Origin of the sequence: Alteromonas gracilis, from assembly GCF_036870955.2 — a bacterium.
GTDB lineage: Bacteria > Pseudomonadota > Gammaproteobacteria > Enterobacterales > Alteromonadaceae > Alteromonas > Alteromonas gracilis_A.
In genome coordinates this window covers 642,865-654,728 of sequence record NZ_CP145482.2, presented here as the reverse complement: position 1 = coordinate 654,728, position 11,864 = coordinate 642,865, and the positions used below count along the sequence as shown (strand labels likewise).

Sequence of the window (11,864 nt, the reverse complement as noted above, 5' to 3'; positions counted from 1 at the left end):
CTTTTATTCAGTCGTTTTACACCATAGACACTGGGATAAAATGCCCAACGCCTGCGGCTTTTTCGGCTACGGTTGCAGGCCTTACTTGCCCGCGCTCAGAGACAAACTGAATATTGGTATCAGTTTCAGAACTATTTACAAACTGGCGGAAACGCTTGCGAGACTGTGGGTCTTCAATCGTGGTTTTCCACTCACATTGGTACGCGTCAACTACCGCATCCATTTGCGCTTCAAGCTCGCCATTAATGCCTAATGCGTCATTGATGACGACATCTTGAAGGTAGGCCAGCCCTCCTTCTAAGTTGTCCATCCACACCGACGTGCGTTGAAGTCGATCGGCAGTTTTTACATAGAACATCAGCACGCGGTCGATGTATTTAATTAGGGTTTGCGTGTCTAAGTCGGTGGCGAAAAGATCGGCATGGCGAGGCTTCATACCGCCATTTCCGCATACATAAAGGTTCCAACCTTGTTCCGTCGCGATAACACCGATATCTTTACTTTGTGCCTCTGCACATTCACGGGTACACCCTGACACGGCGAACTTTATTTTGTGCGGCGCACGCAGACCTTTGTAGCGATTTTCAAGGTCGATAGCCGTCCCCACAGAGTCTTGAACTCCATAGCGGCACCACGTACTGCCTACACAAGATTTCACCGTTCGAAGCGCCTTGGCGTAGGCATGCCCTGTCTCAAAACCACCTTCAACAAGCTTTTGCCAAATATCCGGTAGTTGCTCAACACGGGCGCCGAATAAATCGATACGCTGGCCACCTGTGATCTTTGTATAGAGTTGATATTCTTTAGCAACTTCACCAAGCAATATGAGCTTCTCTGGCGTAATTTCACCACCAGGAACACGTGGCACTACTGAGTAAGTACCGTCTTTTTGCATATTCCCTAAATAAATGTCATTGGTGTCTTGCAAAGGTAAATGTGACTCTTTAAGGATATAGTCGTTATAAACCGAAGCGAGTATTGAGCCTACAGCGGGTTTGCAAATTTCGCATCCAAGGCCTTCACCGTGCGCCTCAAGCAATTCATCAAAAGTACGAATACCGTTGACTTTGACAATATGAAACAGCTCTTGGCGGGTATAGTTAAAGTGTTCGCAAATTGCTTTTGACACTTCAACGCCGCGCTTTTCAAGCTCCCCGTCGACAACATTTTTGAGTAATGCCGCACAACCACCGCATCCTGTGCTTGCCTTGGTTTCGCCTTTTACGTCTGCCACACTGCAGCAGCCACTGTCGATGGCTGACACAATATCGCCTTTAGTTACATTAAGGCAGGAACAAATGGATGCTGTGTCAGGTAGCGCGTCTGCACCTAAGGCCGGAGCGTCACCGGAGGATGGTAAAATAAGGCTCTCGGGGAATTCGGGAAGTGCAATATCATTAAGCGCATACTGCAACAGCGTGTCGTAGTCGCTGGTATCACCAACTAACACGGCGCCTAGCACTCTCTTCTGTTCGCTGTCTACCACCAGTTTCTTGTAGACACCCTCAGGTTGATTCAGATAAGTGTAGCTTAACGCCCCTTTTGTACGTTCGTGCGCATCACCAATAGAGCCAACCTCAACCCCCATGAGCTTTAATTTGGTACTCATATCTGCGCCAGTAAATACGCTGTCACCACCTGTGAGATGGCTTACTGCCGTGCGTGCCATCGTATAACCTGGCGCAACAAGGCCAAATATTTTGTTGTCCCACAGTGCACATTCACCAATAGCATAAATGTTAGGGTCAGACGTTAAACAGTGATTATCAATGGCAATACCGCCACGCTCACCAAGCGTTAATGACGCCTTTTTGCCAAGTTGATCAGAGGGACGAATTCCCGCTGAAAATAGGATCATGTCAGTTTCAAGTTCACTACCGTCAGCGAAGATCATTTTATAACGACAGCTATCACCCGCTTCAATTGTCTGCGTGGCCTTCTGCGTATGAACAGTAACTCCAAGCGATGAAATTTTTTGTTTAAGTACGTCACCGCCTGTCGTGTCTAGCTGCACAGCCATTAGCTGTGGCGCGAATTCGACAACATGCGTATCAAGCCCTGCCTGCTTAAGTGCATTGGCAGCTTCTAACCCAAGTAGACCACCACCAACAACAACCCCAACCTTACTGACACTGGCAGAGGCTTCAATAGCCAGTAAGTCTTCAATGGTTCTATATACTAAACAGTGTTCTTGGTCGTTACCTTTAATTGGCGGCACAAATGGATATGATCCTGTTGCCAACACCAGCTTGTCGTAGTCGAATTTTTGACCTTCAGAAGTAACAACAGTCTTATTCTCTCTGTCGATGTCTGTCACTATGGCATTGGTCACGACATTAACGCCCCATGACGCATATTGTGCAGGCGTAGTTAGCGCCAAGTCATCTGCGCTCGCGCCGCTAAAGTAGGATGATAGATATACACGGTCATAGGCGAGCCGAGACTCCCCGCAAAGTACGGTTATGTCGGCGTTTGCATCGCTGCTATGTAGTTGCTCGACAAAGTGGTGTCCCACCATGCCATTGCCTACGACCACGATGCGCGTTTTTGAATCAGATGACGTCATGTTCTTCCCCTTTCTTCGGGACAAAAAAAAGCCCGCGCCAACTTTCGTTGGTGCGGGCTTCGTTGCCTACTTTCGTTAAGTATTGACAAGATACCTAACTAACACATTTTACGGAGTGTTATGAATCACACTTCTAGCAATCAACACAAAATTACTAGTACACACTTTACGCATAGTGATATCCAATAACAGTGCCAATTACTTAACTAATTGTTTTAACGTTAAATATGACAAAAACCTCGGACATTTACACTGCTCAGATGCACCAAACAAACGCATTTATGTATTCGCTTGGTGCAAACTTACTGAGTGTGCATACCTGCTATGCAAGTTTGTCTGTAGCCACGCGATAACGCGGGTCTTCCACCACATTAATCTCTACAAATTTGTCTGCCTTACGTAGCAAGCAGCGGCACTCGTCACTAATATGGCGAATGTGCAGTTTTTTACCCTGCTCTTCATATTTGTCAGCCAAGGTATCTAACGCATCAATACCCGAAGAGTCCCAAATGCGAGAGTCTTTGAAATCAATCACAACATCGTCTGGGTCGTTGGCAATATCAAACAAGTCTTTAAAGTGAGACACTGAGCCGAAGAAAAGCGGACCATCAAGCTCATACACTTTCCAGCCGTCGTTATCGATATGTGATTTTGCCTCGATATGACGTGCGTGTTTCCATGCAAACACCAATGCAGACACAATCACGCCAACCACAACGGCTATTGCCAAGTCAGCAATAACGGTAACGCCAGTTACCAAGAAAAGTACAAAGGCATCTTCTTTGTTAACGCCGCGAATAATTCTAAACGACGCCCACTCAAATGTTGCAATTACCACAACAAACATAACGCCAACCAGCGCCGCTAGTGGGATCATCTCAATAAGAGGAGCAGCAAAAAGAATAAAGCCTAGTAGTACGACAGCCGCTGTAATACCAGACAAGCGACCTCGACCGCCTGAGTTAATATTAATCATGCTCTGTCCAATCATGGCACAGCCGCCCATACCGCCGAAGAAACCATTAACCGTGTTGGCAACACCTTGACCAACACATTCTTTGTTTCCGCGACCACGGGTATCTGTCATTTCATCAATCAATGACAGAGTAAGTAGCGATTCAATTAAACCCACCAAGCATAAAATAACCGAGGTAGGTAAGATAATCATGAAGGTTTCCCACGTGAACGGCACCATAGGTATAGCAAAGCTTGGAAGCTCGCCAGCAAGTGTCGCGGAATCACGCTGGTCAGCTGGTAAAAGGTCGCGTACAAAATCGATAACGGTGCGCGCTTCTAAATCTAAACCATGCACCAGCGCCGTTACCGTCACAATAGCCACCAAAGAAGCCGGAACAGCAGTTGTTAACTTGGGCAATAGGTAAATGATAGCCATCGTCAGTGTCACCAAGCCTAGCATCCAATAAAGCAATGTACCTTGCATCCATTGCAACTCACCTGCGGCATTAATCACCTTAAACTGACCAAGCTGCGCAAGGAAAATGACAATGGCGAGACCATTAACAAAGCCTAGCATTACGGGGTAAGGCACCAATCTTATAAATTTTCCTAACCGGAATACCCCACATAGTATTTGCAAAAGGCCAGCGAGAATTACAGCGGCAAACAAATACTGCACACCGTGCTGCGCCACAAGGGCAACCATTACAACCGCCATAGCGCAGGTTGCACCAGAAATCATACCTGGACGACCACCAATGGCAGAGGTAATTAGGCCCATCATAAATGCCGCGTACAAACCAATCATTGGTTCTACGCTTACTACAAATGCAAAAGCTACGGCTTCAGGTACCAGTGCTAGCGCAACGGTTATACCTGAAAGCACGTCGTTCTTTACATTACTGTCTTTACTGGTAATTAAATCGAACATGTTCTCTCAGAAGCTTTAGTGTTAAACACAAAAGGCCACCTTGGCGTTTCAACAAAATGTGGAACACCAACACGGCTTTTAAAAATTTATTCGCGATTCTATCACCATTATCACTTAAAATCGCCACGTTAACGCTTTATTAGCCTACGCATGCTGACAAATAGGACGTGTCGTGGCATCGTAACGCCAATATTGTTTGTGAAGTAGGTGGAACCCCACGCGTTTTGCCACTTAAAAAAGTATGACTATCATCTCATTATTAAGGAGTTAACGTGGTCCCTTATGTTCTGACTATTTTATGCGTGTTGGTTGCGGGCGCTATTCATTGGGTATCCCCCAAAGCCTACTGGAAAGCTACGGCGGTTTCGACGGCAATTATCTTATTGTTTTCTATTGCTGCGCTCTTTATTTTTCAGGCATCAGGCATGTTAGTAAGTGAACACACTGGTGAGACTGCTGATTTTTCAGGCCAAATGCTCACCATCACTACGTTAGTCGCGTTTTTTGGTTTTCTCATTTCACTCTTCGTAGGTTGGTTCTTACGCGTAGTAAGGCACTAGAAGTTGCACCAAAAAGGCGCAACCTTTACGAAATTTCTGCATCGTACTCTTTAGTTCTCTATACGTCGCGTTGCACTCTCATCGTGTAAATGGCTGCATCATCAAGGCGCCGAGTGCATATTCCATATAACGCTTGGCGTTTATCTATATCGTTTGTGTGTTCACGTAATCGGGCACAAGTGTTGCAAGCTTGTTTTGCGACACGACGCATTATTGCTGGTCTGTTTTATCACTACAGTACCCTTTGTCACCTGTTTTTATGATTCCCTGATTACGCGATTGCATTTGGGGCTGAGGGGCAAAAGACACTCAGGCTTTCACAACAGATGCGTTGTTCTAAACACTTATTAAAGCGCAGCAACCACTGTTAAGGTAAACCCGTTTGACTATGCTTAACCCCCAAGAATCATCAGTAGCACTTTGTAGCGACGCTACAAAGCGTTTTTTACTTGCGGCTAAGCACGCTGAAATAACCGTACTAGAGCAACTCTCTAGTAATTGCCGAATTGTTATTGCAGTGCGAGAGCTCATTCACGAACTGCAAAAAGAGCGTGGCGCCAGCAACATATATCTCGGCTCAGGAGCGTCGCGCTACGTAAAAGAACGCCAGCAGTACATAAGACAAAGTGAGCACGCCGAATCGCTGTTAAAAAGCCATTTGAAGTCACTTTATCTCTCTGATGATATTTCCGCCTGTAATCCTCGACTACTTAGTAGTATTACGCTTGCTATGCAGGCTGCAGATTACTTACCAAGGTTACGCGAACAAATAGACAAGCAATCTCTTTCCCCTTTAGAGTCTACGCGCGCTTACAGTAGGCTCATTGCGAGTTTACTTACCGTGATTTTCGAGGCCGCCGACATCGCCAGCGACCCGACTATTACTAAACTACTTGTATCGCTTTTTAATTTTATGCAAGCGAAAGAATACGCGGGCCAAGAAAGAGCCTGGGGAGCGATTGGGTTTGCAAAAACGCACTTTGAGTTACACCTTTGTGAAAAGCTACATACCCTTCAACAAGCCCAAGAACATCATTTCGCCATATTCATCGAATTTAGTACGGCCAAAATAGCCACCGCCTTTAGTGAGCTTAATGCGGGAAGCGCGACAACCGAAGTTCAGCAATTGCGAAAAATGATTGCACAACTAGGTGATGGAAGTCCCATATCCGAAGCCATTTCTGAGGTATGGTTTGATGTAGCAACACGTCGTATTGATGCGATGCAATCGATAGAAGTACAGCTTACCGAGTCGCTTTTGCAGCAGGCTAGCCAAAAAGTACTTAATGCGAAAGACGAAATGGCCAACCACCAGCAGTTACTGGAAAAGTTTAATGACGAACACACCAGTGAGGGTTCACCGCTCACTCTACTATTTGATCCAAGCATGCCAGGATTAGTTGAAGACGAAACCAAGCAAAATGACCAACCCGCTACATTAAACAATCAAACCCATACCCTCTCGGCACATCGGTCGTTTTACGATTTACTGCGTGCACAAGCCAAACACATTGAGGACATGGGTAGGGAACTGGAAGAGGCTAAACGCACCATACAAGAACAAAAAGTGATAAGTCGCGCCAAACTCATAGTGATGGAAAAGTTCAGTTTGAGCGAAAATGATGCTTACCGCCGATTACAAAAACAGGCGATGAGTGAAAACACGACCATTGCAGCCATAGCGCTCAAGGTGGTAAAGATTACCAAAGCGCGTTAATCACCTTAAATTATTAACGTTTTTCTTTTATTCTTACTAAAGCGAATAAGGCTGAATACGAAGGTTGGGCCATTGTTTAAGCCAGCCCTTTTTTGCAACACGATCTTTAAATACATCAGGCCTTGGAAAACGAGGGTTAATAGTGATCGTTTGTGCAAAATTCGCCTCTAACCCATAGGGGGCGAGTAAGCTAAACGCGCCAGACTGAGATAAGGAAACGGCCACACATGTCTCTTGCTCTATCCAATATGATAATGCATGTTCACAGCTGTTGTAGGGAGCATGATTGTGTTGCTTGTGCATTCTTGCCTGGTTTTTTACCTGCCAATTTGCTTGTGGCACTAACATACTTAAACAGCGTTCCAACTCATCGTCTCGCTGACGTGGGCTTTGGTGACAAAAGTAGACCACATCAATGTCGTTTAACGGCGTTGGCAACGCTTTGTTATGCTGCGCATCCCAAATAGCATTTCTCAGAAACCCTGCGCCAATAAAACCTTGCGGCAAAGCAAGTTCAGCAAGTGCTTCTAAGCAGCGCATGCGAAATGTATCTTGCAACAAAATCCGCGCCACCGCGTCGCTGTAGTCTAGCGTTTTCCCAGAGTCATTGAGGGTTGAACGATCATCCATAAGCTTACCCCTTTTAGTGTTGCCATTAGCTTTTTTGCGGCTTAACTCGCAGTTTACGCTTCCATTTAATAACGAAAAAGCTCAGTGCTGCCATGCATCCCCCCGCACACCAGCCTGCAACAACGTCACTTGGCCAGTGTACACCAAGCACTATGCGACTAAGCCCTATACATAGCACAAGTAATGCTGCAACAGCATATACCCATACACGCACAGCAGTATTTCTAGAGAACAGTGTCAGTAAGTATGCAATGTAAAAATAAACGAGTGTGGAGAGTGTAGCGTGCGCAGAGGGAAAACTTTGCGTGTATACATTGGTTTCATGAACCATTTCCGACGGCCTGGGGCGCGCAATCCCAGCTTTAAGTAGGAACGTCATCGCCAACCCAAGTGTGACTGCGGCGACAAACGTAAGGGCTTTTTTCTGCTCACCAGATATAGACAATGCAATAGCAACCGATAAGGTGACAAACACCAGTACCGTATTACTTCCCATTGCAGTGATATCTCGCCACATATCGTGCTGCCATCCTGATGAGGGAGCAACATCACCAAGTGCCATCAAAAGGGCATTGTCAGCCTCAGCTAATACCCCCATATGTACGAACAACATCGTTAGCAAGAAGGTCGTGCCTAATAAAAGGACTTGAATAGATGGCGTACGTAATGCATCAAATACCGCCGACATAGCGCTCGTATATTTCATTGTTACTTCCGTTTAAACCTTTCATATGACAAGGGGCCGTGGGCCTTAGTTATGCGTCGTGCTTACTACCGCCTAAACAATTTGGTGAAGTTAAAGACTGTCCTCCTCTCGCCTCCCACTCTTTTAACGTGTACGTATGGAGCGCGAGCGCATGCACTGGGCCGTCTAGAGCAGGCGCTGCAAGAGCATTAATGGCTCTGTGACGCGCTAGCAAACGCTGCCCTTCAAAGGTATCGCTGACCACCGTCACCTTAAAATGGCTCTGTGCCCCTTCAGGTACGTTGTGCATAAAGCTTTCATCAAGTACTTCTAAGTAAAGGGGAGAAAGCGAATTTTGTATAGCTTCTTCGAGAAACGCTTTAACTTGCATGTTAATAATTACCTACTTAATGTTTAGCACCAAGGACGCCAAGGATGGCCATGCGCTTAAAAAGCGCGAGAAAAATTTGTTGACTAATCAATAGTCAAGGTGCTGTTAATAATTGCCTGAACGTGAGATTAATTCTACCACCTATCGGTTTTTTCGTCTTTGCAATACCATGCAAATAGTGGCTTTGAGTCGCTCCAGCCATGATGAGAATACTGCCATGCGCAAGAGGTTGGGTATACGTGGCTTTTGTTTCTTTATGTTTGAAAACAAAAGGTCTGGCTTCACCCAAAGTCACTGAAGCAATGACGGGGTTTATGCCCAACTCTGGCTCGTCATCCGCATGGAAACTCATGCTATCGTTACCATCCCGATACCAATTGGCCAACACACTGTTAAAGCTTGAACCACTCAGCTGCTCGCAACGCGCTTTCAACGTTTTCAAGGTGGTTGTCCAGGGTTGCGGCTGCATGGTGAGGTTAGAATAGGTATAGACACACTCTTCGTCGCCGTGCCAGCTTTGTAAACGAGGGATATTAATGGACTTGCCAAACATTTTTATGGCGTCTTGCCGCCAAGGGAGCTCATTTTTGAGCGCCGTCAAAAACTGATCGGCAATCTCCTTGTCCACAGCGTGAGAATAATACCGCACGTCTGCCTCAGCCAGTGGTAAGGTGATGGGTTCGCCCGACAACACTTCGTCGTCTTGGAACGTCGAGTCAAATAATGAAAACTGCATACGTACTGCCGTGTCCGAGATTAGGTAGAGTATACCTAAACAGTACGTATGCGGTAAATTTACAGATTATGCTGTGGGTAGTTCACCTCCCACTCTCTAATGGGAAATAAGCTTCGGTTATTGCCCTCAGCGTAATTTTCAGGTTTTTATTACAAGCGTGATTTTTCTTTAAAATCATCGTCGGCGGGTGTAGCACTCCACGCGCCGCTATCTTGGATAACCCCTTTGTTTTTGTTCATCCATGTTTTGATGACGCTGTTGCTAGCAGAGGCGCTGGGTACCTGTGTGCTGCTGCGATCTAAGGTAAGCGGACTGAACGCACGCGACCAGAAATAATGCGTAACGGCTGCACCGTGCTTTTCAGCAACTTGCCACCAGTTAAAATTCCATGGCTTAAGCTCTGAAAAGGCAATACTGTTCATTAGACTAGCATTGTTATCACCCGCTAGAAATGTACTGGTAACGGGCGAGCTTCGGTATGCCTCTATCGCAATGCCCTTTGCTTTTAGTGTATCAACAAGTGCCTTGCTTCTCTCGCCAGTCCATTGATTGTTTAAGTATGATTTGCTTCCAATAGAATAGAACGGGTCTAGCAGCGCTATGCGATCTGGCCGATAAGCACCTGACAAACTGCCTTGATTTACTGCCGTGTTAAGTTTGCCAGAAATAGTGAGCGCAAGTTGATTACCCAAGGAGTGCCCTGCTATTCGAAGTTCCGACCCAGTAAAGTTAGGTAAACCGTTTAACAAAGATGTGTATAGTAACTGTGTGACTGACTGATTCGGACCCGAGCTATAACTACCGTTGGATGACTTCCAACGCATACCGCGCGGCCCGTTGGTCGCATGAATTTTTGCCTCGGCATCTTTTACTTCACTTTCATCAGCAAACTGGTTCCAATACAAAATCCCCACGTTGTAGCCTCTATCTAACCAATACCAAGCCAAATCTTGATTAGGGCCACCTACTCGGTTGCGGTTTAACGTTTCCCTTGTTCGGTTTGTCACCGAGCCGTTTTGCCATCCGTGTATATAAATTACCGTTTTTTTATTGCTGCTGTAATACGGATTAGATTGACCTGCTATGGCTTTTTTTGCGTCGTTATAATCAAACCAGTAGAGACCGTAATCTAGGCTGCTGTACACAGAATTAGGGAATGTTATTTCTGCTTTTACATGAAACGAAAATAACGTTAATAGCATCGTCCACAGTAGGGTGTGACGTTTATTCATGGTTGTTCCTCGTTTTTATAGTTTTGCGAGTTTCGAGTGGTCGGACAAGCTTTATTTAACAATATTTTCACATACCAATAACAAAGTAAACGTTTACCTTAAAATGAGTAAGTAAAGCGCAGCAGAGACTTCGCGAAAATGGTATTCTACACGCACGTAGTTTAGGCTTTCGCCGTGACAACTTTTACCGTTTAACACCGTACACGAGTCAATCAAGCACACTTCAATGAATACAGAATTCTTATTTGCAGACCGTCAACTCACGCTTATTCGCTATCCAGAAAAACATCAGCATGTTAGTTTGCAGGCGTGGGACAGTGCTGATGAGTTAGTCATAGAGCATGTCGAGAGCGCGCTTAGTGAAGGCGCACTTGCAGAAGCAGATAATCCTAAACTCATGTTTTTCAATGATGACTTTGGCACACTGGGCTGCTGGTTTGCGCATCTCAACCCATGGTGGGTATCAGATTCGTATATCGCTTATCGCTCTTTATTAGAAAACTTAACGGCAAATGCATTAAGCCCAAGTGTTAATGACAACACCATTCAAGCTCCGCTTAAAACGCTGACAAGCGTGGACAGTCTCTCGTTTTCGCCTGAAAACGATATCGACATGGTCGTTCTGAAAGTGCCTCGAGCACTGGCGTTACTTGAGCAACAGCTTATCGATTTACAGCGTTTTATTACCCCACGCACTCAAATTGTCGCGACAGGTAAAGTCAAAAGTATTACTAAGTCGGTGCTGGCGCTGTTTGAAAAGTATATTGGGACTACGACAACATCTCTGGCGAAAAAGAAGTCTCGGCTTATCTTTGCCACTCCGGATAAATTAACTCAGGTAAAATCTCCATACCCGACACGTTGGGAAGCAAGGAGCACCACGGGGCAGTCTCTCGTTTTAGATAACTTAGCCAATGTATTTTCACGTCAATCTCTCGATATTGGCGCTCGTATTATGCTTGAGCACATGACAGTTAGCGCAAATGATGTTGTGGTGGATTTAGGGTGTGGAAATGGTGTGCTTGGCGTAAATGCACTTGCGCTAGCGCCGGACGCTAGAGTTATTTTTGTTGATGAGTCATACATGGCGTTAGAAAGCGCACGCCTGAATGTACTCAATAATTTTCCAGACAAAATAGACCAATGTGAATTTGTCGCAAGTAACTGCTTAGAAAGTCTACTTGGGCGAGAAAACCGTCCAGCAGTCACCAAAATACTGTGTAACCCACCGTTTCACCAACAAAATGCTATTACGGACCATATCGCGTGGCAAATGTTTAGCGACGCTAGAGAGCTTCTAATTAAGAGTGGTCATTTAGTGGTGGTGGGAAACCGACATCTCGATTACCACATTAAGCTTAAAAAATTGTTTGGCGGTACAAAGGTGCTTGCTAGCGATAAAAAGTTCGTTATCTTAGGCACAGCTAAACGCTAGTCACGCACAGAAAGAGGATTATTC

General features: G+C 45.5%; 10 protein-coding genes. 3 read left to right on the top strand and 7 right to left on the bottom strand.

Features of this window, described 5'->3' with window-relative positions; all coding sequences use genetic code 11:
• Positions 1–16: 16 nt before the first annotated feature.
• Positions 17–2,566: a nitrite reductase large subunit NirB gene (nirB, locus tag V6N89_RS03215; protein ID WP_338516315.1), complete on the bottom strand. Its 2,550-nt coding sequence runs from the start codon at positions 2,564–2,566 to the stop codon at positions 17–19.
• A gap of 322 nt (positions 2,567–2,888) precedes the next feature.
• On the bottom strand, positions 2,889–4,454 hold the full coding sequence (locus V6N89_RS03210) for a SulP family inorganic anion transporter (RefSeq protein ID WP_346993388.1): 1,566 nt from the start codon (positions 4,452–4,454) through the stop codon (positions 2,889–2,891).
• 272 nt (positions 4,455–4,726) lie between these two features.
• Between V6N89_RS03210 and V6N89_RS03205 the strand changes: the two genes are divergently transcribed.
• Both V6N89_RS03205 and V6N89_RS03200 read left to right on the top strand, forming a co-directional pair.
• Positions 4,727–5,014, top strand: coding sequence for a hypothetical protein (locus V6N89_RS03205; RefSeq protein WP_338516313.1), 288 nt, complete (start codon positions 4,727–4,729; stop codon positions 5,012–5,014).
• Positions 5,015–5,402: 388 nt separating this feature from the next.
• On the top strand, positions 5,403–6,731 hold the full coding sequence (locus tag V6N89_RS03200; RefSeq protein ID WP_346993775.1) for a nitrate- and nitrite sensing domain-containing protein: 1,329 nt from the start codon (positions 5,403–5,405) through the stop codon (positions 6,729–6,731).
• Between the two features lie 36 nt (positions 6,732–6,767).
• Here V6N89_RS03200 and V6N89_RS03195 read toward each other — a convergent pair whose 3' ends face one another.
• The 5 genes from V6N89_RS03195 to V6N89_RS03175 all read right to left on the bottom strand — a co-directional run bounded on the left by V6N89_RS03195 (position 6,768) and on the right by V6N89_RS03175 (position 10,405).
• Positions 6,768–7,271 carry a nucleotidyltransferase family protein gene (locus tag V6N89_RS03195; protein ID WP_431189783.1) on the bottom strand — a complete coding sequence of 168 codons (504 nt, stop codon included), beginning with the start codon at positions 7,269–7,271 and terminating at the stop codon, positions 6,768–6,770.
• Positions 7,272–7,386: 115 nt separating this feature from the next.
• On the bottom strand, positions 7,387–8,067 hold the full coding sequence (locus V6N89_RS03190) for a phosphatase PAP2 family protein (RefSeq protein WP_338520144.1): 681 nt from the start codon (positions 8,065–8,067) through the stop codon (positions 7,387–7,389).
• 49 nt (positions 8,068–8,116) lie between these two features.
• Entirely contained in the window at positions 8,117–8,437 is a 321-nt protein-coding gene (locus V6N89_RS03185; RefSeq protein ID WP_338520143.1) for a BolA/IbaG family iron-sulfur metabolism protein, read from the bottom strand.
• Between the two features lie 94 nt (positions 8,438–8,531).
• Entirely contained in the window at positions 8,532–9,173 is a 642-nt protein-coding gene (locus V6N89_RS03180; protein WP_338520142.1) for an alpha-ketoglutarate-dependent dioxygenase AlkB family protein, read from the bottom strand.
• 149 nt (positions 9,174–9,322) lie between these two features.
• A complete protein-coding gene (locus V6N89_RS03175) occupies positions 9,323–10,405 on the bottom strand; it encodes a hypothetical protein (RefSeq protein ID WP_346993387.1) in 1,083 nt (360 codons plus the stop codon).
• A gap of 226 nt (positions 10,406–10,631) precedes the next feature.
• Here V6N89_RS03175 and V6N89_RS03170 point away from each other — a divergent pair, with 226 nt between their 5' ends.
• The gene (locus V6N89_RS03170; RefSeq protein WP_346993386.1) at positions 10,632–11,840 is read left to right on the top strand and encodes a methyltransferase; all 1,209 of its coding nucleotides are present in this window, start codon (positions 10,632–10,634) and stop codon (positions 11,838–11,840) included.
• The last annotated feature ends 24 nt before the right edge of the window (positions 11,841–11,864 follow it).

What these genes read in the sequence shown, in the direction of transcription:
- nirB (WP_338516315.1), bottom strand. Translation starts at nt 2,566, where the DNA reads ATGACGTCATCTGATTCAAAAACGCGCATCGTGGTCGTAGGCAATGGC.
- V6N89_RS03210 (WP_346993388.1), bottom strand. Translation starts at nt 4,454, where the DNA reads ATGTTCGATTTAATTACCAGTAAAGACAGTAATGTAAAGAACGACGTG.
- V6N89_RS03200 (WP_346993775.1), top strand. Translation starts at nt 5,403, where the DNA reads ATGCTTAACCCCCAAGAATCATCAGTAGCACTTTGTAGCGACGCTACA.
- V6N89_RS03195 (WP_431189783.1), bottom strand. Translation starts at nt 7,271, where the DNA reads ATGCGCTGCTTAGAAGCACTTGCTGAACTTGCTTTGCCGCAAGGTTTT.
- V6N89_RS03190 (WP_338520144.1), bottom strand. Translation starts at nt 8,067, where the DNA reads ATGAAATATACGAGCGCTATGTCGGCGGTATTTGATGCATTACGTACG.
- V6N89_RS03185 (WP_338520143.1), bottom strand. Translation starts at nt 8,437, where the DNA reads ATGCAAGTTAAAGCGTTTCTCGAAGAAGCTATACAAAATTCGCTTTCT.
- V6N89_RS03180 (WP_338520142.1), bottom strand. Translation starts at nt 9,173, where the DNA reads ATGCAGTTTTCATTATTTGACTCGACGTTCCAAGACGACGAAGTGTTG.
- V6N89_RS03175 (WP_346993387.1), bottom strand. Translation starts at nt 10,405, where the DNA reads ATGAATAAACGTCACACCCTACTGTGGACGATGCTATTAACGTTATTT.
- V6N89_RS03170 (WP_346993386.1), top strand. Translation starts at nt 10,632, where the DNA reads ATGAATACAGAATTCTTATTTGCAGACCGTCAACTCACGCTTATTCGC.